Here is a 26,316-nt window from a genome sequence, read left to right on the forward strand (position 1 = left end):
TGCATGGTTGGCAATGGTCGGAGGGCGCGATGTTTCACGTGGAACATCTATGACGAGGCGAGACAATCCAGGGCAGGCCTTCATCCCGAGAGGGAACGGATAACGCGATTCCGCTGACGACAGATGTAAAAAAGCCGCTCACAAGGAGCGGCTTTTTGCTGTCTGACTGACTAGGTCGATTAGACGTCGAGGTTGGCGACCCGCAGGGCGTTGGTCTCGATAAAGTCACGACGAGGCTCGACCGCATCACCCATCAGGGTGGAGAAGAGCTGGTCGGCACCAACGGCGTCGTCTATGGTGACGCGCAGCATGCGACGTGCTTCCGGATCCATGGTGGTTTCCCACAGCTGGTCCGGGTTCATCTCGCCCAGCCCTTTATAGCGCTGGATGTAGATGCCGCGCTTGCCTTCGCTCATCAGCCAGTCGACCGCTTCCACGAAGTTGGCAATCGGCTTGACCTTCTCGCCACGCTTGATGAAACCACCTTCCTCGATCAGGTTGGCGATCTCCTTGCCGAGGGAAACCAGCTGACGGTACTCACCGGACTGCAGGAAGTCGTAGCTGATCGCGTATTCACGGTCGACCCCGTGCTGACGCACCACGGCGTGCGGCACGAACAGGCGGCGCTCTTCATCACGACGCACCTGGATCTGGTACTGGATACCGTGGTTGCTCTCGTTGAGCACGGCTTCCATTGCCTGACACCAGGCCAGCAGGTCGCTCTCGCTGGCCAGCAGGGTTTCGTTCAACTCAGGCTGATAGATCAGCTGGGTCAACACGGCATCCGGCGCCCGGCGGGACATGCGGGTGATCAGGTGAGACACGGCACGGTGCTGGTTGACCAGACGCTCCAGCGCCTCGCCACCTATGGCCGGAGCGGATTCGTTGACGTGCAGGGTAGCACCATCCAGCGCCATGGCGGTCTGGTACTGCAGCAGCGCATCTTCGTCTTTCAGATACTGCTCCTGCTTGCCCTTCTTGACCTTGTACAAGGGCGGCTGGGCTATGTAGATGTAGCCACGCTCGATGATCTCCGGCATCTGACGATAGAAGAAGGTCAGCAACAGGGTACGGATGTGCGCACCATCGACGTCCGCATCCGTCATGATGATGATGTTGTGGTAGCGCAGCTTGTCCGGGTTGTACTCGTCACGACCTATGCCGCAGCCCAGGGCCGTGATCAAGGTGCCCACCTCTTGCGAGGAGATCATCTTGTCGAAACGGGCCTTCTCCACGTTCAGGATCTTGCCCTTGAGCGGCAGTATGGCCTGGTTCTTGCGGTTGCGACCCTGCTTGGCGGAGCCGCCAGCAGAGTCCCCTTCCACTATGTAGAGTTCGGAGAGGGCCGGGTCTTTCTCCTGGCAGTCTGCCAGCTTGCCTGGCAGGCCGGCGATGTCCAGCGCACCCTTGCGACGGGTCAGTTCGCGCGCCTTGCGGGCCGCTTCACGGGCACGGGCCGCATCGATGATCTTGTTGACCACTATCTTGGCATCGCCCGGGTTTTCCAGCAGGAACTCGCCGAGCTTCTCGCCCATCGCCTGTTCAACGGCGGTCTTCACTTCGGACGAGACCAGCTTGTCCTTGGTCTGGGAAGAGAACTTGGGATCCGGCACCTTGACCGAGATGACCGCAATCAGACCTTCACGCACGTCGTCGCCACTGGCGGCCGACTTGGCCTTCTTGCTGTAATCCTCTTTGTCCATATAGGTGTTGAGGGTACGGGTCAGCGCGGTGCGGAAACCCACTAGGTGAGTACCACCATCCCGCTGCGGGATGTTGTTGGTGAAGCAGTAAACCCCTTCCTGATAGGCATCGTTCCACTGCATGGCGACTTCGACACCGATGCCGTCCTGCTCTGTGGAGAAGTGGAACACCTTGGGATGGATCGGGGTCTTGTTCTGGTTCAGGTATTCAACGAACGCCTTGATACCACCCTCGTAGCAGAAATGCACCTCACGGCCATCCCGCTCGTCCTGCAGACGGATGGAGACACCGGAGTTGAGGAAGGATAGCTCGCGCAGACGCTTGGCCAGGATCTCGTAGTGATACAGGGTATCGGTAAAGATGGTCGGGCTCGGCCAGAAGCGCACCTCGGTACCCGTGCCGCTGCTGCTGTCGCCAATCTGCTTGAGCGGCGCCTGCGGCTCACCCAGGTGATAGGTCTGCTCGTAGACATGGCCGTTGCGACGTATGGTCAGCAACAGCTTGTCAGAGAGGGCATTAACCACTGAGACGCCCACGCCGTGCAGGCCGCCGGACACCTTGTAGGAGTTGTCATCGAACTTACCGCCGGCGTGCAGTACGGTCATGATGACCTCTGCGGCGGAGCGGCCCTCCTCCTCGTGCATGTCTACCGGGATACCCCGGCCATTGTCACGCACGGAGACGGAACCGTCGGAATGGATCTTGACCAGAATATCGGAGCAGTAGCCAGCAAGAGCCTCGTCAATGGAGTTATCGACGACCTCAAACACCATGTGGTGCAGACCTGAGCCATCATCCGTATCGCCGATGTACATCCCCGGGCGCTTGCGGACCGCATCCAGGCCCTTCAGTACCTTGATATTCGAGGAGTCGTAAGTATTTTCACTCATAGCTTACTCTCTGCCTTCTCTAACGTTTCGGAGATCTTGCCTTGTTCCACGTGGAACAACTTGCAGTCATTCGCATCCATCATGTCTGCGAGCTGACCGGTATCGATGGCGGTGATAAACACCTGGGACGCACACTGCTTCAGCCTTGCGGCCAGCAAGCGGCGCTTGTCGACATCCAGTTCAGAGGCAAAATCGTCAATTAAAAAAATACAGCCACGGCTGCTATGTTGATTCAAATAGAGCCCTTGGGCCAGTCGCATGGCACAGACCAACAACTTCAGCTGACCCCTGGACAAAATATCCTGAGCGGGCACACCATTCGCCTTGAGTCGCACATCGGCCTTCTGTGGGCCTACCCCTGTGTAACCCAGCGAACGATCCCGCTCAAACCCCGCCTCCAGCAAGTCGCCGAGGGGAGTCTCTTTCTCCCAGCCCCGATAGAAACCGAGACTGATGTCGAATTCCGGCAGAAAATCTGCCGTCATCTCCTTGATCAGGGGCGTAATGGCCTGACAATAACTGGCGCGAAACTCGGCCAGTTCACCCCCGAGCCGCACCAGCTCCTGATCCCAGAACGCCAGCTGGCGATACTGGGTGCTCTGGCGCAGCAGCGCATTGCGCTGTTTCAGCAGACGCCGCACTCGTCCCCACAGGGAGAAGAAGGTCGGTTCCTGATGGAAGACGCCCCAATCCAGCCAGGCTCGGCGAGCCTGGGGCCCGCCCGTCAGCAGGTTGAAGCCATCGGGATGGATCAACTGCACCGGCAACAGCTCGGCCAGATCGGCCAGTCGCTGGGCCTGGGCCCCGGCGATCTTGAGCTGGGTCTCGCCACTCTTGTCCTTGGCTAGACCGATGGGCACCTGACGTCCCTCCAGTTCGCACTGGGCAAACAGGGTAAAGGCCCGCTCCCCCTGACGGATGACCCGCCCGGTCAGGTGAGTACGAAAGGAGCGACCGAGACCAAGGTAGTGAATGGCTTCCAGCACGCTGGTCTTGCCGCTGCCATTGCACCCGACCAGGATGTTGAGGCCGGGGGACAGCTTGAGACTGGCCTGCTGGATATTGCGAAAGTCGCTGAGCTGGAGTTTGACCAGGGCCACGACTAGATCCGCATCGGCATCACCACGTACTGAGCATCCTGATGATCAAAATCCTCAATAATGGCACTGCTGATGGAATCGCTCAGGCTAATCCGGATTTGGTCACATTTTAACGTATTCAGCACGTCCAGCACATAAGAGACGTTGAAACCTATCTCCATCTCGCTGGCCTCGTATTGTACGTCAAGCAGCTCTTCGGCTTCTTCCTGTTCCGGGTTGTTGGCGGTAATGCGCAGCAGGTTTTCCTGCAGATTGAGGCGCACCCCACGGAATTTCTCGTTGGAGAGGATGGCCGCGCGGGCAAACGCCTGACGCAGATCCTCACGACCGGCGATCAGGGCCTTGTCGCTGTTGCGCGGGATAACCCGACGCCAATCCGGGAAGCGGCCATCCACCAGCTTGGAGGTGAAGATGAAGCCGTCCAGCGCCGCGCGCAGGTTGCTGCGACCGATCTGCAACCGTACCGGCTTGTCTTCCGCTTCCAGCAGGCGCACCAGCTCAAGCACACCTTTACGGGGCAGGATAACCTGATGATCGGGCAGCGATTCTTCCACTACCTCACGACGGCAGGTCGCCAGACGGTGACCGTCGGTCGCCACGGTACGCAGGCCGTGGCCCTCGCTCTCGAACAGCATGCCGTTCAGGTAGTAACGCACGTCCTGGCTGGCCATGGAGAACTGGGTGGCATCGATCAGCTTCTTCAGCTCCAGCTGGCCTATGTCGAATTCGAGCACGGATTCCCAATCCTCGATATTCGGGTATTCACTGGCCGGCAGGGTCGACAGGTTGAAGCGGGAACGACCGGAACGGATGATCAGGCGCTCGCCTTCGGTGTTGAGGCGGATGTCCGCCCCTTCCGGCAGGCCGCGGCAGATATCCAGCAGCTTGCGCGCCGGCACTGTGGTGCGGCCATCCTGGCTCTCATTATTGAGATAGACCTGACCTATCATCTCAACTTCCAGGTCGGTGCCGGTCAGCGACAGCAGACCCTGGCTGACATCAAGCAGGACATTGCCGAGGATCGGCAGGGTCGGCCGGCCACCCAGGGCACCGGACACCAGTTGCAGAGGACGTAACAGGGCCTCACGGCTAATTTCGAGCTGCATCTGTGCTCTCCGTTGTTATCGGGACGAAAGGATTCGAATCAGGTTGGAATATTCGCGCTGCATCTGTCCACTCACCGTTGTTATCAGGAGGAAAGGGTTCGGATCAGGTTGGAATAATCTTCCTTGATGTCGTGGCTCTCCTCCTTCAGCTGCTCTATCTTGCGGCAGGCATGAAGAACGGTAGTGTGGTCACGGCCACCAAAGGCATCCCCGATTTCCGGCAAACTGTGGTTGGTCAGCTCCTTGGCCAGCGCCATCGCCAGCTGACGTGGACGGGCAACGGAGCGTGAGCGGCGTTTGGACAGCAGGTCCGCCAGCTTGATCTTGTAATACTCCGCCACCGTCTTCTGGATGTTGTCTATGGTGACCAGCTTCTCTTGCAGCGCCAGCAAGTCCCGCAGCGCTTCGCGCACGAAATCTATGTTGATGGCACGACCGGTGAAGTTGGCGTTGGCGATCACCCGGTTGAGGGCGCCTTCCAGTTCACGGACGTTGGATCGCAGACGCTTGGCGATGAAGAAGGCCACTTCGTCCGGCAGGTGGATCTGGTTCTCATCCGCCTTGCGCATCAGGATGGCGACGCGGGTCTCCAGCTCCGGCGGCTCGATCGCCACCGTCAGGCCCCAGCCGAAGCGGGACTTGAGGCGATCCTCGACACCATTGATCTCCTTCGGATAGCGATCCGAGGTCAGGATGATCTGCTGGTTGCCTTCGAGCAGCGCGTTGAAGGTATGGAAGAACTCCTCCTGGGAGCGCTCCTTGTTGGCGAAGAACTGGATGTCATCGATGAGCAGGGCATCGACGCTACGGTAATAACGCTTGAACTCTTCAATGGCGTTATTCTGCAGCGCCTTCACCATGTCCTGCACAAACCGCTCGGAGTGCATGTAGATGACTTTGGCGTCCTTCTTGCGCTCCTTGATGGCGTTGCCAACGGCGTGCAGCAGGTGGGTTTTGCCCAGGCCGGTGCCGCCATAGAGGAACAGCGGGTTGTAAGCGCCACCCGGGTTGTCGGCTACCTGACGGGCAGCCGCGCGGGCCAACTGGTTGGACTTACCCTCGACGAAGTTCTCGAAGGTATAGTTCACGTTGGTGTTGCTTTTGTGGTTCGGCTCAGGCTTGGCTTCAGCCTTGCTTTCCCAGCTCTTCTGCAAGTTATTCACAGGCGCAGCACCACGCGCCGGCGCTCTTGCGACCGCGACGGGATGAGGACGATTACCTATATCAAAACGCAGGGTGGGGCCATCGACCCCACAGAGTTCATTGATGATGCCGTTAACCCGGATGAGATACTTGTCTCGTACCCAGTCCAGAACAAAGCGATTCGGTGCATACAGGGTCAGAGTATTGTCACTCAACTCCGCTTGAAGCGGCCGGATCCACATGCTGAATTCTGCCGAGGGCAACTCATCTTGCAGCCGGTTAAGGCACTGCTGCCATAGCGAAGCAGTCACTCTAAACTCCCGTCAATTGATTAACTAAAGACCGGCTATTCTACGTTTTTAGCGGCTGGATCTCTAGCCGCCACCTTGCGGATCCGGCAAATAAGATCCTTGACTTTCAAGGATCCAGCACCGCTGGATCTGATTTCATCCCCAAAGTTACCCACAGCCTGATCCATCCAGGATGGCACCAAAGATCCAGACCTGAACCGGTTATTTTATATAACCAAATATCATTTATTCTTTGGCTTTTATTCCAATAACATCAGCGCAAATCCAGTGATTACAACTAAAAATACAGAACAACAGAGAGAGGAATCCCCATGACATCATCCATCAAGCTGGTCTCCGGTGCCGCCATTCTGCTGGCAGCCCTGTCCGGTCAAGCCATCGCCCAGGAAACCATCAAGGTCGGCATGTCCGGCAAGTATTTCCCGTTCACCTTCGTCAAGCAGGACAAGCTGCAGGGCTTCGAGGTGGATATGTGGAACCAGATCGGTGAGCGCACCGGCTACAAGGTCGAGTTCGTGACCGCCAGCTTCTCCGGCCTGTTCGGCATGCTGGAAACCGGCCGTGTCGATACCATCTCCAACCAGATCACCATCACCGACGAGCGCAAAGCCAAGTACGCCTTCTCCCAGCCCTATGTCTATGACGGCGCCCAGATAGTGGTCCGCAAGGGCAACAGCACCATCCACGGCATCAAGGATCTGGAAGGCAAGAAGGTCGCGGTCAACCTCGGCTCCAACTTCGAAGAGCTGCTGCGCAAGAACGACCCGAACAAGAAGATCGATATCCGCACCTACGACTCCAGCTTCGAGCAGGATGTCGCCCTGGGCCGCATCGACGCCTTCGTGATGGACCGCGTCTCCACCGCCCAGCTGATCAAGGAATCCAAGCTGCCGCTGCAACAGGCCGGCGCACCGTTCGAGACCATCGAGAACGCCCTGCCCTTCCTGAAGACGCCGGAGAAACAGGCCGTGCTGAAGAAGGTCGACGACGCCCTGACCGCCATGCGCAAGGATGGCTCCCTGCGTCAAATCTCCGAAAAATGGTTCGCTTCCGATATCACCGACAAATAAATGATGGAATTTGACCTCGAGTACACACTAGGGCTGTTCCCCATCCTGCTCAAATACCTGGGCACCACGATGGAAATGGCCCTGTGGGGATTCGTTCTGGCACTCGTACTGTCGCTGACCCTGGCGATAGTACGGGTGTTTCGCGTCCCCGTGATCCACTGGCTGGCGATGCTCTATATCTCGTTCTTTCGAGGTACTCCCCTGCTCGTCCAGCTGTTCCTGCTCTACTACGGACTGCCGCAACTGTTCCCCGTCTTCGTGGGGATGGATGCCTTTACCGCCGCCATCGTCGGCCTGACCCTGCACTTCGCCGCCTATATGGCCGAGTCGATCCGCGCCGCCATTCTGGGCATTCACAAGAGCCAGATGGAAGCGGCGCTCAGTATCGGCATGAGCCGTTACCAGGCGATGCAGCGGATCATACTGCCGCAGTCGGCCCGCATAGCGACCCCGTCGCTGATGAACTACTTCATCGACATGATCAAGAGCACCTCGCTGGCCTTCACCCTGGGGGTGGCCGAGATCATGGGCAAGGCGCAGATGGAAGCCTCCTCCTCCTTCAAGTTCTTCGAGAGCTTCATGGCGGTGGCCCTGGTCTACTGGGTGGTGGTCATCATCTTCACCCGCTTGCAGCACCTGCTGGAAATTCACCTGAACCGAGCCTATTAAGGGAGGTCTGCGATGATCAAATTAACCGGCCTCTCCAAGGCATTTCACGGCAACAAGGTGCTCAACAGCATAGATCTGGAGGTCAGAAAGGGGGAGATAGTGGTCATCATAGGCCCCTCCGGCACCGGCAAGTCGACCCTGCTGCGCTGCCTCAACCTGCTGGAGACCCCGGATGCAGGTACCCTTGCCATCGACGACCTGCAGCTGGACCTGGCCAACGCCAGCGAGCAGCAGGCGATCGAGCTGCGCAAGCGCGCCTCCTTCGTGTTCCAGAACTATGCCCTGTTCGCCAACAAGACGGCGCTGGACAACATAGCCGAGGGGCTGATCACCGTCTGGAAGCAGCCAAAAGCCGAGGCCCGCGCCACTGCCCTCGGTATCCTCAAGGACATAGGGCTTGCCGACAAGCAGGATGCCTACCCGGCGTCCCTCTCCGGCGGCCAGCAGCAGCGGGTCGGCATAGGCCGCGCCATGGCGGCTCACTCCAAGGTCATTCTGTTCGATGAGCCCACCTCGGCCCTGGATCCCGAGTGGGTCGACGAGGTACTTGGGCTGATGAAGGAGCTCGCTCGCCAGCACCAGACCATGGTGGTGGTGACCCATGAGATTGAATTTGCTCGTGATGTTGCTGATCGGGTGATCTTCATGGAGGGGGGCCGGATCGTGGAACAGGGCCCGCCGGATCAGATATTGGTCGATCCCAAGGATCCCCGTACCCGGGAGTTCTTGCGAAAAGTGCTTAAATAGCTCTCTCTTTGGCGGCCTTGCCGCCTTTTTTATTGGAGGATCCTTGTTTAACCCCGGGTTGCCAGTATAATCCGGAGCCCTTGATCCTCCGGATCCTGCCAGCTTCTCCTGCTTCTTTATGAGTCAGGGCAAGATGAGAGGGAACGGCGGATTGACTAAAAGCCGAACTCTGTTTAGAATTCGGCCTCTTTTGCTAGTCGTCACACGCTATAGCTGGCGCGTCGGCTAAGTGTGACAATCAAAACTGTACAGAAATACGGAATCGAATCATGAAACGTACTTTTCAACCGTCCAACCTGAAGCGCAAGCGCTCTCACGGTTTCCGCGCCCGCATGGCAACTGCCAACGGTCGTAAAGTTCTGGCCGCTCGTCGTGCCAAGGGTCGTGCCCGTCTGGTAGTTTAATGCCAACGCCGCACACCTTCTCTCGGGAGTTACGTCTGTTAACTCCCGAACACTTCAAACGCGTTTTCGCCGAGCCTGTCCGGGCCGCTTCTCCGCAAATTACTCTTCTCGCCTGTCCCAATACCCTCGAACATCCCCGTCTTGGCCTCGCTGTGCCCAAAAAAGCACTCAAGCGTGCCGTCTGGCGTAATCGTGTCAAACGAGTGGTCCGGGAAAGTTTCCGTCTCAATCAAGCCAACCTGCCCGCTATCGACATAGTCGTGATCGCCAAGGGCGGCGTCAAAGAGATGGATAACGAGGAGCTGTTCAAGTTACTGGAAAAGCTATGGCGCACTCTGTCACGCCGTTGCAATGGGTAGCTGTCAAACTGATACGCCTGTATCAGCTAATCATTAGCCCTCTGCTCGGGCCGCGCTGCCGTTTCACGCCAACTTGTTCCCAATTTGCGATAGAAGCAATCCGACTTCACGGTTTCATAAAAGGCGTTTGGTTAGCCAGCAAACGTCTATTAAAATGCCATCCCTTATCCGAGGGTGGTTATGACCCGGTTCCGCAACCAAAGCGAAGAAACTGAAGACTATGGAATCACAACGCAATCTCATCCTGATCGGTTTGCTGTTCGTGAGCTTTCTGCTCTGGCAACAGTGGGAGTCTGACAAGGCTCCGAAGCCGGCCCCGACTACCGTGGCCCAAACCGAACATTTCGTACCTGAAGCCGGTCAGACCGGTGATATTCCTCAGGTTTCCGAGCAAGCCAACGCGAACGCCGCACGCAAGCTGATCACAGTCTCCTCCGACGTGCTCAAGCTGACCCTGGACACCCAGGGCGGTGACATCGTTTCTGCCGAGCTGCTGGCCCACAAGCTGGAAGAAGGCAAGGATCAATCCTTCGTACTGCTGACCAGTCAACCTGACCGCCTCTATGTCGCCCAGAGCGGCCTGGTGGGTCGCGATGGTCCTGACAGCCAGGCCCAGGGTCGTCCCACCTATGACGCCACCCAGACCAGCTACCAGCTGGCCGATGGTCAGGATCAAGTCGTCGTACCGATGACCTGGACCGACAGCAAGGGTGTGGTCTTCACCAAAGAGTTCGTGCTCAAGCGCGGTGACTATGCGATTGGCGTCGATTACAAGATCGACAACAAATCCGCCGAGCCGGTCCAGGTGCAGTTCTACGGTCAGCTGAAGCAGACCGTGACCACGCCCAAGGATCAGGAAGGTCACGCCATGGTAGCCAGTGCTTACCGTGGTGGCGCCTTCTCCAGCGAAGAGAGCCGTTACAAGAAGTACACCTTCGACGAGATGAAGGATGCCGACCTGAACAAGACCACCAAGGGTGGTTGGGTCGCCATGCTGCAACACTACTTCGTCTCTGCCTGGGCACCGAATGCCGACGATACCAACAGCTTCTACAGCCGCGTGATCCCTGGTAAAGACCAGGCCATCATAGGCTACAAGGCGCCGCTGGTAGACGTGGCTGCCGGCCAGCAGGCCGAAGTGACCAGCAAGCTGTGGGTGGGTCCCAAGCTGCAAGACCAGATGGCCAAGGTGGCAAACCACCTCGACCTGACCGTCGACTACGGCTGGCTCTGGTTCATCGCCCAACCGCTGCACTGGTTGCTGACCGTGTTCCACGGTTTCGTCCAGAACTGGGGTCTGGCCATCATAATGCTGACCCTGCTGGTGCGCGGCATCATGTTCCCGCTGACCAAGGCCCAGTACACCTCCATGGCCAAGATGCGCATGCTGCAGCCCAAGCTGGCCGCACTGCGTGAGCGCTTCGGCGACGATCGCCAGAAGATGTCTCAGGGCATGATGGAGCTGTACAAGAAGGAGAAGGTCAACCCGCTGGGTGGCTGTCTGCCGATTCTGGTCCAGATGCCGATCTTCATCGCCCTGTACTGGGCCCTGATGGAATCCGTTGAGCTGCGTCACGCGCCGTTCACCCTGTGGATCACCGACCTGTCGGTGAAGGACCCCTTCTTCGTGCTGCCAATCCTCATGGGTGCTTCCATGTGGTATCTGCAGAAGATGAGCCCGACCACGGTGACAGACCCGATGCAGCAGAAGGTGATGCAGTTCATGCCGATCATCTTCACCTTCATGTTCCTCTGGTTCCCGGCTGGCCTGACGCTGTACTGGTTGGTGAGCAACGTCATCTCCATTACCCAGCAGACCATCATCTATCGTCAGCTGGAGAAGAAAGGCCTGCACACCCGCAGCTAATCTTCCCCCTGATGACAAAAGAGGCGGCCTTGGGGCCGCCTTTTTTATTACAATGTCCCCCAATTACCGAGCAAATGAGCCAAGCAAGATGACAACAGATACGATCGTGGCCCAGGCCACCGCGCCCGGCCGTGGCGGCGTTGGCATAGTCCGGGTCTCAGGCCCCGCCGCCGAACAGGTCGCCGAGATAGTGCTCGGCAAGCGCCCCCGGGTGCGCTACGCCGAATATCTGCCGTTCAAGGATGAGCAAGGCCAACCGCTGGATCAGGGCATAGCCCTGCTGTTCAAGGCCCCCAACAGCTTCACCGGCGAAGATGTGCTGGAGCTGCAGGGTCACGGCGGTCCCGTCATCATGGACATGCTGGTGCGCCGTATCCTGCAGATAAAGGGGCTGCGCCCTGCCCGTCCCGGCGAGTTCAGCGAGCGCGCCTTCATGAACGACAAGCTGGACCTGGCCCAGGCCGAGGCCATCGCCGATCTGATCGAAGCCTCCAGCGAGCAGGCCGCCCGCAGCGCCATGCACTCCCTGCAGGGGCAGTTCTCCAGCAAAATCCAGCAGCTGGTGGAGAGCCTGATCCGGCTGCGCATCTATGTGGAGGCCGCCATCGACTTCCCGGACGAGGAGATCGATTTTCTCTCCGACGGCAAGGTGGCGGGCGATCTGTACGCCATCATGGACGAGCTGGATGGCGTGCGCGGCGAAGCCAAGCAGGGCTCCCTGCTGCGGGAAGGGATGAAGGTGGTGATCGCCGGCCGTCCCAACGCCGGCAAGTCGAGCCTGCTCAACGCCCTGGCCGGGCGCGAGTCCGCCATCGTCACCGAGATAGCCGGCACCACCCGCGACGTGCTGCGCGAGCACATCCACCTGGATGGCATGCCGCTGCACATCATAGATACCGCCGGTCTGCGCGATACCCAGGATCAGGTGGAAAAGATCGGCATAGAGCGCGCCTGGGCCGAGATAGAACAGGCCGACCGTGTGCTCTTCATGGTGGATGGCACAACGACAGATGCGATCGACCCGCGGGAGATCTGGCCGGAATTTGTTGATCGGTTGCCAAAAAACATCGGCCTCACTGTCGTGCGCAACAAGGCTGACCTGACCGGCGAAGATCTGGCACCCAGCCAGGAGCTGGGCCACGCCGTCTACCGCATCTCCGCCAAGACAGAGCTGGGGCTGCCCGCCCTGCGCGAGCACCTGAAAGCCTGCATGGGCTTCCAGGGCAACACAGAGGGGGGCTTCATGGCTCGCCGCCGCCACCTGGATGCGCTGGAGCGCGCCGCCGAGCGGTTGCTGGTGGCCAGGGATCAGCTGGAAATCTATGTCGCCGGTGAACTGGTGGCCGAAGAGCTGCGCCTGGCGCAAGAGTCCTTGAGCGAGATCACCGGTGAATTCAGCTCGGACGATCTGCTGGGCCGCATCTTCTCCAGCTTCTGCATCGGCAAATAATGCCGCACGGCAGGCAATAAAAAGCCCGGGTTCATCCCGGGCTTTTTTGTGCGTTTTTTATTCTAAAACCTATAGCCGGCGCAGACACCACATGAAGTAAGCGCCCCCTAACAGAGTGGAGACCAGCCCGACCGGCACGTCCTGCGGGAACAGGATCTGCTGGCCGATCCAGTCCGCCGACACCATCAGCAGAGCGCCGGACGCGGCGGCACCGAGCAGATGCCAACGGGCCCGCACCAGTCCCATCAGCTTGGCCATGTGCGGGGCCAGCAGACCGACGAAGGAGAGCGGCCCCACCACCAGGGTGGCGCTGGCGGTGAGCACGGCCACCAGCAGCAGTATGGCGAGCTGGGCCCGGTTGAGGCGAATGCCCAATGCGGTCGCCAGCGCCGACCCCATCGGCAGCAGATCGAGCCAGCGGCTGATGAGCAGGCAGGCTGCCAGCATCAATACCGCCAGTGCCACCAGCCCATAAGCCACCGGCAGGGTGACGTAATAGGTGGAGCCGGACATCCAGGAGAGCAGCTGCTGCACCCGCATGTCGCCGTTGGCCAGCGCGATGGCCTGCAGCGGCTCGAACAGCGCCGTGATGGCGATGCCGGACAGCAGGATCCGCTCCGGCTGGAAGCCGTGCTTGCGGTTGACCAGCACCAGCAGCAAGAGACAAGCGAAGGCGCCAAGCAGGCCGCCCAGCAGCATAATGGGCAATGGCAAAGCCGGCAGCAGCAAAGCCGTCGCTATCACCCCCATGAAGGTACCGCCGCTCACCCCCAGCAGCTCAGGGCTCGCCATGGGGTTGTTGCTGACCCGCTGCAGCAGGGTGCCCGCCAGCGCCAGCAAGACGCCGGCGGCACCGGCCGCCAGGGTGCGCGGCAGCCGCCACTCCAGCTGGGCCTGCCACCTGAGCCAGCTCGACCAGCTCCAGCCAGCCATCCCCTGCCCGACCAGCAGGGAGCCTATGATGGCGAACCCCAGGCCGAGCAGCAGCAAGGTGAGCAGCCGAGTCGGGGCCAGATGCCGTGCGACCGACAGGCCGCTTGCCCCCTTAGGCGAGCCGGACTTCAGGGCCAGCCGCGGGATCAGCCAGAGCAGCAGCGGCGCCCCCAGCAAGGCCGTCATGGCACCGGTCGGGATCAGCACGGGCCAGACGTTGCTCAGGGTCTGCAGCAGCAGATCGGTGGCCGTCAGCAGCAGAGCCCCCAGGATTGGCCCCCACAACAGCCGTTGACCGAGTTGACGGATCCCCAGCAGCCGCACCATGGCTGGCGCCGCCAGCCCGATGAAACCTATCAGCCCCACCACGCTCACCACGCAGGCGGTGACGAACACCGCCAGCCCGAGTCCGGCCAGTCGCAGCTGCTGCAAGGAGACGCCCAGGCTGCGGGCGCTGGCATCATCCAGCTCCAGCACCGCCAACGGGCGCACCAGCACAGCCGCCAGCCCCCCCGCCACCAGCAGCCGTGGCAGCAGGTAGCTCACTCCGCTCCAGCTGTTCTGGGCCAGGGAGCCACTGCCCCACACCAGCAGTCCCTTCAGCTCCTCCTGAAAGAACAGCAGCAGCCCCATGCTGATGGCCGCCAGATAGAGGTTGATCACCAGTCCCGCGAATACGATGACCACAGGATTGAGCTGACGGCGCCAGGCCAGGGCGAACACCAGCGCCATGGCGAGGCTGCCACCGGCCATGGCGATCCACTCCCGCCCCAGCAGCAGCCAGGAGGGGGCAAACAGGGTCACCATCATCAGCGCCAGCTGGGCGCCGGAGGCCACCCCCAAGGTGGTCGGCGAGGCGAGCGGGTTGCGCAGCACCTGCTGCATCAGGGTGCCGGCCAGACCGAGGGCGGCTCCGGCCAGCAGAGTCACCGTCAGCCGGGGCAGCCAGCTGAAGTGCACCACGGCTTGGCGGACATCCTCCAGATTGGGCGAGAAGAGGGTCTGCCACCAGAGCGCACCCGGCACCTGGCGGGCCAGATCCCAGCCAGCGAGCGAAAGTGTCAGCCCCAACAGGATCAAGGCCGGCCGCAGCAACGGGGATGGGAATAAATGTTTCATTGGCTATCTCCCCTGACATCCTGCTGCAATGCCTCGTTGAGCAGGCTGGCGAAGCGGCGGGCGGCGAGCACGCCACCGAAGCTCCAGACTGCGGGCAGATGCAGCACAGGTGCCTGCTGCACCAGCGGCAGATGCTGCCACAGGCCGGGCTCCTGCAGCCGCTCGCTCACCCCGACGGGGATGGGATCCACCACCACCAGCCGCGCGGCTGGCAGCGCCATGAACTGCTCTATGCTGGCCACCGAGAAACCCCAGGCATTGGTCTCCCCCTGCCAGGCGTTGCGCAGGCCGAGTCGCTGCATCACGGCCTCGAACAGGCTGTGGCGGCCGAACACCCGCACGTGGCGCTCATCGATGAACTGCACCACCAGCAGGGGCGGCAGATCCACTGGCAACTCGGTCCGCATCTGCGCCAGATCCCGATCCAGCCCGGCCAGCAGCCTCTCGGCCTCGGCCGTTTTGTTCACCAGCGCCGCTATGGTCAGGGTCGCCTCATGGAGCCGCTGCCACAGATCGGTTTGCGGATCATAGAGGGCGATGGACTGCACGGGTGCGATGCGGGACAGGGTCGGTGCCAGCGGCGCCGCCAGCGGGGAGATGAGGATGCGATCGGGTTTCAACTCGGCCAGCAGCTCGCGGTTGGGCTGGGCCCGCAGGCCTATATCCACCACCTCGGCCGGCAGCAGCGGCTCGCCGACCCAGGCGCGGTAGGAGCTGACATCCCCCACCGCCAGCGGGGTCACCCCCAGCGCCAGCAGGGTTTCGGCTATGGTCCAGTCGACTGTGGCGATGCGGGGTTCCGGCGCGGAGGTGGCATGCACCGCAAGCGGCAGCAGCAGACCGACAAGGCAGAGCGCCATCTTCTTCAATAAACGGTTCAAGAGAGGCCCTCAGTCAGACAATGGCGATGGCGTGGTCATGGGCCGGGTGACGCATGACCTCCATCGGGAGCCCATGGTACATGGAGTGCAGGGTCTCGCCAGTCTGCAGTGATATGGGAACAAATAAACTCATCGGGATAACAAGCCTTATCTAAACGATGGCGATGGCGTGGTCATGGGCCGGGTGACGAATGACCTCCATCGGGATGCCATAGATGGCGTGCAGGGTCTCGCTGGTCATGATCAGATCTGGCTCGCCATGGGTGAGCAGGCGGCCCGAGTGCAGCGCCACCAGCCGATCGCAGAAGCGGGAGGCCATGTTGATGTCGTGAATGACTATGATGACCCCGAGGTTGAGCTGACGGCTGAGCTGCCTGACCAGGGTCAGCACCTCCACCTGATGGGCCACGTCCAGCGCGGCCAGCGGCTCGTCCAGCAGGATGAAGCGGCTCTCCTGCGCCAGCAGCATGGCCAGCCAGACCCGTCCTCGCTCACCGCCGGAGAGGGTATCCACCAGCCGGTCGGCGAAGCGTTCGGTATGAGTGAGGGCGATGGCCCGCTCGACCTGACGCTGATCTTCCTCCCCCATGCGGCCCAGCAGGCCGCGCCAGGGATAGCGACCCATCTCCACCAGCTCGCGCCCGAGCAGGTTCTCGGCGCTCGGCAGATGCTGGGGCAGATAGGCCACCTGACGGGCGAAGTCCCGGTTGCCCCACGCCTGCAGCGGCTTGTCATCGAACAGGATCTCGCCATCACTCAGGGGCTGCTGGCGCGCCAGCAGCTTGAGCAGGGTGGATTTGCCCGAGCCGTTGTGGCCTATGAGGCCATAGACCCGGCCCTGCTCGAAACGCAGGTCCGTTGGGTGCAGCAGCTGGCGGTCGTTTACCGCGAAGCTGGCGGCTTTCATCTCAAACATAAGCAATTCCTGTGCTGGCCTGATGCCAGTCTCATCGGTGCAGGCATCAAGCCGGCACCTCGCAATCCAGATGAGCGACGGCATCCCGGCTGACCTGCTCGCGTCGTTCGCCGGTCAGCTCGATAAGCTGACCCTGGCGCATCTCCAGCAGGCGATCGGCCAGCGCGAAGTAGTGATCGTCGTGGCTGATGGCGATCACCGTCTTGCCCATCGCCTTGAGGCGTGGCAGCAGCAGCTGATAGAAGATGCGGCGGAACTGGGGATCCTGATCCGCGGCCCACTCGTCAAACAGCATCACCTCGCGCTGCTCGGCCAGCGCCAGCAGCAGGGCGACCCGCTTGCGCTGCCCCTGGGAGAGGTCGATATCGGCGATGAAGCCATCTTCGATGGTGAGCTTGCTGCCCATCTGCAGCCGCTCCAGCCACTCGGCCACCAGCTCGGCCTTGGGCTCGGGCCCCAGCAGATGCTGGAACAGGTGGTAGTCGGTGAAGATGGCGGAGAAGAGCGCCAGATAGGCGTTGCGATCCGTGACGGGCTCACCATCCAGCAGGATCCGGCCCGACACCGGCTGATAGAGGCCGGTCAGCAGCATGGCCAGGGTCGACTTGCCGGAGCCGTTGCCGCCTATGATGAATACTTGCTCCCCCCGCTCGATCACCAGATTGATGGGGCCCACGGCGAAGCCGCCCTCCCCCTGATAGTGAAAGCTCACCTGCTCCAGCTCGATGCGTTGCCAGGCACGGGGCGCGGGCGGCAGCGGGAAGTCGGGATCCGGCTCGGCCAGCGCCAGTGCGGCAATCTTGTCGAATGCCACCTGGGCGGAGAGCAGGGTCGGCAGGGCGCCAATCCCCTGCAACAAGGGTGTGCGCAGGAACAGCAGGGTCAGCGCGAAGGTGGCGGCCACATTGGTGTTGGCCCAGCCGAGGCCATTGGCCAGGAAGAAAACCAGGCCGATGGCCCCCAGCATCATGATATTCGACCAGTTCACCGCGCTCAGGTGATAGGTGTCGGCGCGGATGATCTGCTGGCGATAGTCACGGGCGTTCTGCTCATAGAGCTGGTGGTAGACGAAGTGAGCCCGCTCGCGATTGAGCGCCAGCTCCTTGCTGCCGGCTATGATGGCCTGATAGTTCTGGTAGAGCCTGTCCTCGGCCTGACGCATGTGGGACAGGTGGTGATAGACGCGGTTCACCAGCAGCCAGCCCACCACCATGGTGACAGTGACCCAGAGGGCGGTGACGCCGAGCAGGGCCGGCGAGAGCCAGCCGAGATAGAGGGCCGAGCCCAGGGTGAGTACCAGCCCCTGCACCAGCTCGGGCAGGCGCACGAAGGCTATGGTGATCTGGCCTATGTCGCTGGAGAGGGATGCCAGCAGCGGCCCCTGGCCAAGCTGGCGAATGCGGGCGACATCGGTATCCAGCAGTTGCTTGAGCAGACGGCCCCGCAACCGGTAGACAAAATGATGACCGAGCGTGGTCAGGCCCAATTGAGAGCCGAGTGTGATCACCAGCAGCAACAGGATCAAGCCAAGCAGTTGGCCAAGTACCGGCAGCGGATCGCCGACGGATTCGACAAGAGAGTGATTGATAAAGGCAATGACGCCGATCCCGCTCACTGCGCTGAGCAGGCTGAGCAGGGTAATGGCGATGAAGGGCCAACGATATTGGCGGTAAACCAGAGACAAGAGTTCCATAACGGACCGGTATTCTAGAGATATGCCAGGAGCAATGTGCAGGGAAAAAGGAGGGCGGGAGCCTGGGCCCCCACCCTTCCTCTATTACCAGCGGTAGTTGATGCTGCCCACTACGCTGCGCGGCTCACCGTAGTAGCAGTAGTAGTCACAGCTCGCCACATAGGTATCACCCAGCAGGTTATTGACGTTGAGCTGGGCTCGCCAGTTCTTGGCAAAGTCATACCCGATCATCGCATCCCACACGGTATGGGCCGGCACCTGAGCCGAACCATAGATGGGGGTGTAGTCCGCATTCACGGCACCGATGCCGACACTGGAGCCGACATAACGCACGCCGGATCCCAGTTCCAGACCGGAAACCGGACCCTGCTGCACCTTGTAGTTGCCCCAGAAGGAGGCCTGGTGGCGCGGGATCAGGCTGGCACGGCGATCGCCCTTGCCGGTGTCGTTGGTCTTGGCATCGGTATAGGTGTAGGCGGCGGTGAGACGCAGTGCCTCGGTGGCCTGCACGCTCCCTTCCAGCTCGACGCCCTGGGAGGTCACTTCACCGGCCTGGGTTTGCTGACCGGACCCTGTAGAGACCAGCGAGTTGGTCTGCTCCAGATCGAACAGGGCCAGGTTGATGTAGCCGTCGAGGAAGCTCGGTGCGTACTTGACGCCTGTCTCATACAGGGTGCCCTTGAGCGGCTTGTAGGACTCGCTGGTGTTGGGGTCTATCCCCGGCAACACCTCGAACGACTCGGCGTAGGCAATATAAGGAGAGAGACCGTTGTCGGCCAGGTACATCAGGCTGCCGGAGAGGGAGAGCTCGTGATCATACTGCTTCTCGTTCTTGCCCTTGGCTTCACTGATGTTGTGGGTCTCCACGTAGTCGAAGCGACCGCCGCCAGTCAGCAACCAGCGATCGTCCCAGCGAACCTGGTGCTGGGCATAGAGGCCGCTCTGGCCCTTGGTGCTCTTCTGGTGGGTGGCGGTGGATTCATCAAAACCGGGGAAGCCGCTGTAATCCGGGTTCATGGTGTTGATGGAGCCCATGCCGTAGTTGTCGGCTTCCTGGCCTTCATTGACGTGACGCTGCAGATCCACCCCCAGCAGCAGGGTCTGTTCCGTGCTGTCGGTGTTCCAGTAGCCCACCATCTGGTTGTCCATGGTGGCACTCTTGGTGTTGCCATCCCGGTAGACCAGACCGCGGAAGGCGGTGGTGCCTTCATAGGTCGGGAAGATATAGGTCTGACGCAGCAGCAGATCGTTGTAGTTGAAGCGGACGTTCTGCTTGAACTCCCAGGTCTGGTTGAGCTGGTGGGCCAGCTCGTAACCGGTGGAGATCTGGGTGTTGCGGTTGCGATCGTAATCCGGCTGGCTCAGGTTGGTGGAGGGATCGATCTGGCCGCCGCTGGTATTGAGGGTGCCGTAGACGGGGAAGAAGCCGTTGGTCGGTACCCCTTCGTCGTGCAGCAAGCTGGCCAGCAGGGTCAGGCTGGTACGATCCGAGAGATCGAAGGTCACGCTCGGCGCCAGATAGACGCGATCGTTGTAGGTGCCATCCAGCACGCCATCACGCTCTTTATAGAGGGCAACCATGCGGTAGCGGCTGTTGTCGGTCAGCGCATCGGAGACATCCACCCCGATCTGGCGATGATCCCGGCTGCCCAGCTGCAGATCCAGCAGCCCCTGCGGGGTGGCGGTCGGCCGCTTGCTGATGGCATTGATCACGCCGCCGGGAGGCGCCTCGCCGTAGAGGATCGAGGCCGGCCCTTTCAGCACTTCCACGCTTTCCAGGCCGAACGGCTCGGGTGTCCAGACATAGTAACCTGTGCCGAACAGGCGGTTGCCGTCCAGATAGGAGGCGGCATCGAAGCCACGCACCTTGAACCAGTCGGTATTGTTGTCGGAGCCATAGAGGCCGCTGAGCACGCCGGAGCGATAGCGCAGGGACTCGTCAAGCTGCTGCACGGCGTGCTGATCCAGATCCTCGCGGTTGACCACGGAGACGGCGCGAGGCGTCTCGGCCATGGGCACTTCCACCTTCATGGCGGTGCCGGTGACCACCATGGTCTCGCTGGCCTTGGGCAGTTCTTTCGGTTGTTCAGCCAACACTGGCAGGCTTGCCAGCAGGCAGGAGAGCGGCAGCAGATGCTGTGCCCCTCTCTTTCGCATCGCTGCGATTGGGGTGTTTTTTTGCGCAATCATATAAGTGTCTCAAATATCAATGAGTTGTTTCTGGTTTCTTATTATTGGTGCCCGGTCATGCCGGTCTGCCCGGTTCCTCAGGCGAATAAAGCAGCGTCATGCTACTACAGGAGCCATGATCGAATCGATTCAATAATTGCTAATCATTTGCATCTGCATTGTTACTTAACGTATCAAGCAGCCGACTTTCGGGCAGAAGAGGAAGGGAGCAGACGGAGGCATCTCTGCTAAAAAGATCGGAGGAAAGAGGAAAGCGAGGGATCCTGCTTTATATAAGCAAAGAAAAGAGGATCCATTATCCCCAAGCTTTATCCATATTTATCCACACCCTTTGACGGTAGAATCCGGGTTCCGCATTTTTCAGGATCCATTCCATGGCCAAACTCAATCTCGTCGTCGGCTCCATGCTGGGCGCCGCCGAATATGTCGCAGACCACGTCGCCAACCTGCTGGAACAGGCAGGCCATCAGGCCGAGATCCACAATCCGGCCACGCTGGCCGGGGTGCTGGCCGAGCCGGACGCCATCCTGCTGGTGGTCACGTCCACCCACGGCGCTGGCGACGTGCCCGACAACCTGCAACCCTTCGCCAAGGATCTTGCCGAGCAGCATCCGGATCTTAATGCCTTGAAATATGGCGTGATCGCCCTCGGCGACAGCAGTTATGACACCTTTTGCCAGGGTGGCAAGACGCTGGATCGGCTGCTGGCCGAGTGCGGCGCCAGCCGGATCGGGGATCGTCTCGACATCGACGTGACCCAGCACGAGATCCCGGAAGATGCCGCAGAAGCCTGGATCCAGGGCTGGATGCCATTGATCGCCTGATCAGGGCTTGGGAGATCCGGCAGAAAAGTCTTGATCTCCCCGTTTATCCCCAGATCGCTATCCACCAGGTTATTAACAGATTGATCCTGACGACTTGTTCTACATGGTTACCCACAACGACCGGGGGTAATGTGTATAACTACAGTGTAAAGCTCTGCAAAACCTATAGTTACCCATGTATGAGATCCAGCCCGCTAGCCACCTGTGTATAAAAGCACTGGTTATCCCCCTGTTCACGGGGCCAGGATCCAAGCTTTTCCACAAGCTGAGATCGCCTTTAACCAGATGATCTTTATGATCAAAAAGCGCTTATCAACAGAAATGGTGGATCCTAATAAAAGATCCAATAAAAGATCGATCTAAAGATCCTTAAGATCTATTAAGTGGATCCTCCCTCCATACTGACCGTTAAGTAGACGTTCCCCTGAGGACGCGAAACAGATAGAATGTTCCGCCCCTCAGCCCAGGCAAACAACGATCTTCAGGCGTGCAGATCAAGGTGATCCCCAATGCAATACCATGAACAATTTGATGTGATCGTCGTCGGTGGCGGTCATGCAGGAACCGAAGCAGCAACAGCGGCAGCCCGTATGGGTCTGAATACCCTGTTGCTGACCCACAATATCGATACGTTGGGACACATGTCCTGTAATCCGGCGATCGGCGGGATCGGCAAGGGACACCTGGTCAAGGAAGTTGACGCCCTCGGCGGGATCATGGCGCGAGCCATAGATCTTGGCGGGATCCAGTTCCGTACCCTGAACTCCTCCAAGGGGCCAGCGGTACGAGCCACCCGTGCTCAGGCGGATCGACTGCTCTACAAAGCCGTCGTACGCCAGATGCTGGAGAACTACCCGAACCTGAAGATCTTCCAGCAGGCCTGTGACGATCTGATCATGGACGGGGATCGTGTTGCCGGTGTGGTGACCCAGAGCGGGATCCGCATCAGCGGCAAGACTGTGGTGCTGACCGTAGGCACCTTCCTGAATGGCTTGATCCACATAGGGATGGAAAACTACAAGGGCGGCCGCGCCGGGGATCCTCCCTCGATCGCCCTGGCTCAACGGCTGCGCGAGATGCCGCTGCGCATCGATCGCCTCAAGACGGGTACACCGCCGCGGATCGATGCCCGCAGCGTCGATCTCTCCGTGATGCAGGCCCAGTACGGCGATGATCCGCGCCCCGTCTTCTCGTTTATCGGCAACGCCAGCCAGCACCCCCGTCAGGTGCCCTGCTACGTCACTCACACCAACGAGCGTACCCACGACGTGATCCGCAACAATCTGGATCGCAGCCCCATGTACGCCGGGGTGATCGAAGGGATAGGCCCGCGCTACTGCCCGTCGATCGAAGACAAGATCACCCGCTTCGCGGACAAGACGGCACACCAGATTTTTGTCGAGCCGGAAGGCCTGACCACCCACGAACTCTATCCGAACGGGATCTCCACCAGCCTGCCATTCGACGTGCAGGTGCAGATAGTGCGTTCCATTCGTGGTTTCGAAAATGCCCACATCACCCGCCCCGGCTACGCCATCGAATATGATTTCTTCGATCCGCGGGATCTCAAGGCCAACATGGAGAGCAAGTGCATCGGCAACCTGTTCTTCGCCGGCCAGATCAACGGCACCACGGGTTACGAAGAGGCCGCGGCCCAGGGCCTGATGGCCGGTTTGAACGCAGGTCTGCGTGCCCAGGACAAGGACCCCTGGCATCCGCGCCGGGATCAGGCCTACATGGGCGTGATGATGGACGATCTCTCCACTTTGGGGACCCGCGAGCCCTACCGCATGTTCACCAGTCGTGCCGAATATCGCCTGCTGCTGCGGGAAGACAACGCCGACCTGCGTCTGACCGCCGTCGGCCGCGAGCTGGGTCTGGTGGATGATGAGCGCTGGGGCAAGTTCAACGCCAAGATGGAACAGGTGGAGCTGGAGCAGCAGCGCATGCGGTCGACCTGGATCCACCCGCAACATCCGTCGCTGGAGGCGGTCAACGCCCTGGTCAATGCCCCGCTGACCCGCGAGCAGAGTCTGGAAGAGCTGCTGCGTCGTCCCGAGGTGACCTACGATGCGCTGATGGCCATCGAAGGCGTGGGCCCGGCGCTGAGCGATCGCGCTGCCGCCGATCAGGTGGAGATCCAGATCAAGTACGCCGGTTACATCGAACGTCAGCACGACGAGGTGGAGAAGCAGTTGCGCAACGAGAACACCCTGTTGCCGCTGGACATGAACTACCGCGACGTCAACGGTCTCTCCAACGAGGTGATAGCCAAGCTGAGCGATGCCAGGCCGCAGACCATAGGTCAGGCTTCCCGCATCTCCGGCATCACCCCGGCAGCCATCTCCATCCTGCTGGTTCACCTGAAAAAACACGGCCTGCTGCGTAAAACCGCCTGAGGATCCCCATGCTGGAAAGATTGAACGGCCTGCTCATGCAGGCCGGTATTGTTATCACCGACACCCAAAAGACCCAGTTGGTTCAGCTTGTCGAGTTGCTGCACAAGTGGAACAAGGCTTACAATCTCACCTCGGTGCGTGATCCGGACGCCATGCTGGTCAAGCATATCCTCGACAGCCTGGTGGTGAGCCCTCACCTGCACGGTGAACGTTTCATCGATGTGGGCACTGGCCCTGGGCTGCCTGGCTTGCCGCTGGCCATCATCAATCCGGACAAGCAGTTCGTGCTGCTGGACAGTCTGGGCAAGCGGATCAACTTCATCCGCCAGGTGATCCAGGAGCTGGGCTTGACCAATGTGACGCCCGTCAAATCCCGGGTTGAAGAGTATCGACCCGAGGTGGGCTTCGATGGCGTACTCAGTCGGGCCTTTGCCTCGCTGGAGGACATGCTGACCTGGTGTCATCATCTGCCGTCGGCCCAGGGCAGCTTCCTGGCGCTCAAGGGGCAATACCCCGGGCCCGAGCTGGCTCAACTGCCTGCCAACATACGTCTGGTCGCCTCCCATCAACTGGTGGTGCCGGAACTGGAAGGCGAACGTCATCTGCTGGAATTCAAACATGTCCAGCCCGAATAGGGTCGCAGTTTCATTTAGGGGATAGTGTGGGAAAAGTCATCGCCATAGCCAACCAGAAGGGTGGAGTGGGTAAAACCACCACCTGTGTGAATCTGGCCGCCTCCCTGGCCGCCACCCGGCGCAAGGTGCTGGTGATCGATCTGGATCCGCAGGGCAATGCCACCATGGGCAGCGGCGTCGACAAGTACGAAGTCGAGCGCACCGCCTATGAGCTGCTGATCGAAGACGCCCCCATTGGCGAGGTGATCATCCCCGAAACCTCGGGGGGCTATCACCTCATCGCCGCCAACGCCGACGTGACCGCGGCCGAAATCCGCCTGATGGAATTCTTTGCCCGCGAGATCCGCCTGCGCAATGCGCTGGCCTCGGTACGGGACAAATACGATTACATCTTCATCGACTGCCCGCCTTCTCTCAACATGCTGACCGTGAACGCCATGGCCGCCGCCGATTCCGTGCTGGTGCCCATGCAGTGCGAATACTATGCGCTGGAAGGGCTTACCGCCCTGGTCGACACCATCAGCAAGCTGGCAGCCGTGGTCAATCCGGAGCTGAAGATCGAAGGGGTGCTGCGCACCATGTTCGATCACCGCAACCGGCTGGCCAATGATGTGTCCGATCAGCTGAAACAGCATTTCGGGGACAAGGTCTATCGCACCATAATCCCCCGCAACGTAAGACTGGCGGAGGCGCCGAGCTTCGGTGCCCCGGCCATGCACTATGACAAATCATCGGTGGGCGCCAAGGCCTATCTGGCGCTGGCGGGCGAGATGCTGCGCCGCCAGGAGCAGGAGCGTCAGGTGACCATCGCAGACCGAGAGAGCATATGACGCCGAAAAAACGTGGACTGGGCAAGGGGCTGGACGCCCTGCTCAGCACCAGCACGGCCGCGCGCCAGAAACAGGTGATGAGCGACCAGCGTACCGAGCAGGCCATGGCCCCCACCAATCAGGGTGAGCTGCGCAGGCTGCCGGTGGAGTGGTTGCAGTCCGGCAAGTACCAGCCACGCAAGGACATGTCGCAGGATGCACTGGAAGATCTGGCCAATTCCATCCGCGCCCAGGGCGTGATCCAGCCGATCGTGGTGCGCCCCCTCGGCGAGCAATCCTTCGAAATCATCGCCGGCGAGCGACGCTGGCGTGCCTCCCAGCTGGCCCGGCTCGATGTGGTGCCCTGCATCGTCAAGGATGTGCCCGACGAGGCGGCCGTCGCCATCGCGCTGATTGAGAACATCCAGCGTGAAGATCTCAATGCCATCGAAGAGGCGGTCGCCCTGCAGCGGCTGCTGACCGAATTCGAGCTGACCCACCAGCAGGTGGCCGAGGCGGTAGGCAAGTCCCGCACCACAGTCACCAACCTGTTGCGCCTCAACCAGCTCAACGACGACGTCAAGCGTTTCGTCGAACACGGCGATCTCGACATGGGTCATGCCCGCGCCTTGCTGGCGTTGAGCGGCCAGGCCCAGTCCGAACTGGCCAAGCTGGTCGCCCAGAAGGGGCTGACAGTGCGAGATACCGAGAAGCTGGTTCAAAAAGCGCTGGAACCGGCAAAAGCCAGGGTTGAACCCGTCCGTGATCCCCAGTTTGGTTACCTGGAGCGCCAGATTTCAGAAAAAATTGGCAATCAGGTACAACTTCAGCCGGGAAAACAGGATAGCGGCAAGTTAGTAATAAGTTACGAGAACTTGGCGGATTTGGACCGGGTATTGGGCTATTTTGGCCTGTCAGAAACGTGATTTTTACGCTTTTTGTAGTAATAAAACATCCATTCCTTTTGATATGGACATAACCTTGATTCTGTGCGGAAAGCCGCAAAAATTAAGGATTTTTGCCATGTTGCAATAGCTGTCTTCAAGGGTATAATTTGACCGGCTTTTAGGGCTGTAAACACGGGGTCTTCGGATCCC

Annotated in this window: 22 protein-coding genes; 13 read left to right on the plus strand and 9 right to left on the minus strand. The window is 60.2% G+C overall.

Going from position 1 to position 26,316, the window contains the following annotated elements:
• Positions 1–179: 179 nt before the first annotated feature.
• The 4 genes from gyrB to dnaA all read right to left on the minus strand — a co-directional run bounded on the left by gyrB (position 180) and on the right by dnaA (position 6,254).
• Positions 180–2,594 carry a DNA topoisomerase (ATP-hydrolyzing) subunit B gene (gene gyrB, locus AACW87_RS02480; protein WP_043135282.1) on the minus strand — a complete coding sequence of 805 codons (2,415 nt, stop codon included), beginning with the start codon at positions 2,592–2,594 and terminating at the stop codon, positions 180–182.
• Positions 2,591–3,694 (minus strand): DNA replication/repair protein RecF, encoded by a 1,104-nt coding sequence (recF, locus tag AACW87_RS02485; RefSeq protein ID WP_103472781.1) that lies wholly within the window; start codon positions 3,692–3,694, stop codon positions 2,591–2,593. Before recF ends, gyrB begins: the two co-directional genes overlap by 4 nt.
• Positions 3,695–3,696: 2 nt before the next feature.
• On the minus strand, positions 3,697–4,800 hold the full coding sequence (gene dnaN / locus AACW87_RS02490) for a DNA polymerase III subunit beta (protein WP_005319542.1): 1,104 nt from the start codon (positions 4,798–4,800) through the stop codon (positions 3,697–3,699).
• 83 nt (positions 4,801–4,883) lie between these two features.
• Positions 4,884–6,254, minus strand: coding sequence for a chromosomal replication initiator protein DnaA (dnaA, locus tag AACW87_RS02495; RefSeq protein ID WP_043135284.1), 1,371 nt, complete (start codon positions 6,252–6,254; stop codon positions 4,884–4,886).
• Between the two features lie 311 nt (positions 6,255–6,565).
• Here dnaA and AACW87_RS02500 point away from each other — a divergent pair, with 311 nt between their 5' ends.
• The 8 genes from AACW87_RS02500 to mnmE all read left to right on the plus strand — a co-directional run bounded on the left by AACW87_RS02500 (position 6,566) and on the right by mnmE (position 12,820).
• Positions 6,566–7,324 carry an amino acid ABC transporter substrate-binding protein gene (locus AACW87_RS02500; protein ID WP_043557335.1) on the plus strand — a complete coding sequence of 253 codons (759 nt, stop codon included), beginning with the start codon at positions 6,566–6,568 and terminating at the stop codon, positions 7,322–7,324.
• On the plus strand, positions 7,325–7,993 hold the full coding sequence (locus AACW87_RS02505) for an amino acid ABC transporter permease (RefSeq protein WP_241326466.1): 669 nt from the start codon (positions 7,325–7,327) through the stop codon (positions 7,991–7,993).
• Positions 7,994–8,005: 12 nt separating this feature from the next.
• Positions 8,006–8,740, plus strand: a complete 735-nt coding sequence (locus tag AACW87_RS02510) for an amino acid ABC transporter ATP-binding protein (protein ID WP_005319551.1) — start codon at positions 8,006–8,008, stop codon at positions 8,738–8,740.
• Between the two features lie 269 nt (positions 8,741–9,009).
• On the plus strand, positions 9,010–9,144 hold the full coding sequence (rpmH, locus tag AACW87_RS02515) for a 50S ribosomal protein L34 (protein WP_005307156.1): 135 nt from the start codon (positions 9,010–9,012) through the stop codon (positions 9,142–9,144).
• Positions 9,144–9,503: a ribonuclease P protein component gene (gene rnpA, locus AACW87_RS02520; protein ID WP_042037151.1), complete on the plus strand. Its 360-nt coding sequence runs from the start codon at positions 9,144–9,146 to the stop codon at positions 9,501–9,503. Before rpmH ends, rnpA begins: the two co-directional genes overlap by 1 nt.
• Complete coding sequence (gene yidD, locus AACW87_RS02525) at positions 9,470–9,718, plus strand: membrane protein insertion efficiency factor YidD (protein ID WP_010635605.1); 249 nt, start codon at positions 9,470–9,472, stop codon at positions 9,716–9,718. The genes rnpA and yidD overlap by 34 nt, the downstream gene beginning before the upstream one ends.
• A gap of 5 nt (positions 9,719–9,723) precedes the next feature.
• Positions 9,724–11,370, plus strand: a complete 1,647-nt coding sequence (gene yidC / locus AACW87_RS02530; RefSeq protein WP_043557329.1) for a membrane protein insertase YidC — start codon at positions 9,724–9,726, stop codon at positions 11,368–11,370.
• A gap of 88 nt (positions 11,371–11,458) precedes the next feature.
• The gene (gene mnmE / locus AACW87_RS02535; protein ID WP_241326467.1) at positions 11,459–12,820 is read left to right on the plus strand and encodes a tRNA uridine-5-carboxymethylaminomethyl(34) synthesis GTPase MnmE; all 1,362 of its coding nucleotides are present in this window, start codon (positions 11,459–11,461) and stop codon (positions 12,818–12,820) included.
• Between the two features lie 69 nt (positions 12,821–12,889).
• Here mnmE and fhuB read toward each other — a convergent pair whose 3' ends face one another.
• The 5 genes from fhuB to AACW87_RS02565 all read right to left on the minus strand — a co-directional run bounded on the left by fhuB (position 12,890) and on the right by AACW87_RS02565 (position 20,552).
• Entirely contained in the window at positions 12,890–14,872 is a 1,983-nt protein-coding gene (gene fhuB / locus AACW87_RS02540) for a Fe(3+)-hydroxamate ABC transporter permease FhuB (RefSeq protein ID WP_241280415.1), read from the minus strand.
• Positions 14,869–15,732 (minus strand): ABC transporter substrate-binding protein, encoded by an 864-nt coding sequence (locus AACW87_RS02545; RefSeq protein WP_241280460.1) that lies wholly within the window; start codon positions 15,730–15,732, stop codon positions 14,869–14,871. Before AACW87_RS02545 ends, fhuB begins: the two co-directional genes overlap by 4 nt.
• Before the next feature lie 172 nt (positions 15,733–15,904).
• Positions 15,905–16,669 carry an ATP-binding cassette domain-containing protein gene (locus AACW87_RS02555; protein WP_241326468.1) on the minus strand — a complete coding sequence of 255 codons (765 nt, stop codon included), beginning with the start codon at positions 16,667–16,669 and terminating at the stop codon, positions 15,905–15,907.
• Between the two features lie 46 nt (positions 16,670–16,715).
• Positions 16,716–18,362 (minus strand): multidrug ABC transporter permease/ATP-binding protein, encoded by a 1,647-nt coding sequence (locus AACW87_RS02560; RefSeq protein ID WP_241326469.1) that lies wholly within the window; start codon positions 18,360–18,362, stop codon positions 16,716–16,718.
• A gap of 84 nt (positions 18,363–18,446) precedes the next feature.
• Positions 18,447–20,552: a TonB-dependent siderophore receptor gene (locus AACW87_RS02565; RefSeq protein ID WP_241326470.1), complete on the minus strand. Its 2,106-nt coding sequence runs from the start codon at positions 20,550–20,552 to the stop codon at positions 18,447–18,449.
• Between the two features lie 374 nt (positions 20,553–20,926).
• Between AACW87_RS02565 and mioC the strand changes: the two genes are divergently transcribed.
• The 5 genes from mioC (at position 20,927) to AACW87_RS02590 (ending at position 26,145) form a co-directional block, all read left to right on the plus strand.
• Positions 20,927–21,376 (plus strand): FMN-binding protein MioC, encoded by a 450-nt coding sequence (gene mioC / locus AACW87_RS02570; protein ID WP_043557323.1) that lies wholly within the window; start codon positions 20,927–20,929, stop codon positions 21,374–21,376.
• A 509-nt stretch (positions 21,377–21,885) separates the two neighbouring features.
• Positions 21,886–23,775 carry a tRNA uridine-5-carboxymethylaminomethyl(34) synthesis enzyme MnmG gene (mnmG, locus tag AACW87_RS02575; RefSeq protein WP_241326471.1) on the plus strand — a complete coding sequence of 630 codons (1,890 nt, stop codon included), beginning with the start codon at positions 21,886–21,888 and terminating at the stop codon, positions 23,773–23,775.
• An 8-nt stretch (positions 23,776–23,783) separates the two neighbouring features.
• Positions 23,784–24,410, plus strand: coding sequence for a 16S rRNA (guanine(527)-N(7))-methyltransferase RsmG (rsmG, locus tag AACW87_RS02580; protein ID WP_043557321.1), 627 nt, complete (start codon positions 23,784–23,786; stop codon positions 24,408–24,410).
• Positions 24,411–24,436: 26 nt separating this feature from the next.
• Positions 24,437–25,240: a ParA family protein gene (locus AACW87_RS02585; protein WP_042037160.1), complete on the plus strand. Its 804-nt coding sequence runs from the start codon at positions 24,437–24,439 to the stop codon at positions 25,238–25,240.
• A complete protein-coding gene (locus AACW87_RS02590) occupies positions 25,237–26,145 on the plus strand; it encodes a ParB/RepB/Spo0J family partition protein (RefSeq protein ID WP_043557320.1) in 909 nt (302 codons plus the stop codon). Before AACW87_RS02585 ends, AACW87_RS02590 begins: the two co-directional genes overlap by 4 nt.
• Positions 26,146–26,316: the final 171 nt, after the last annotated feature.

This window comes from Aeromonas sp. MR7 (assembly GCF_963899385.1).
Taxonomy (GTDB): domain Bacteria; phylum Pseudomonadota; class Gammaproteobacteria; order Enterobacterales; family Aeromonadaceae; genus Aeromonas; species Aeromonas bestiarum.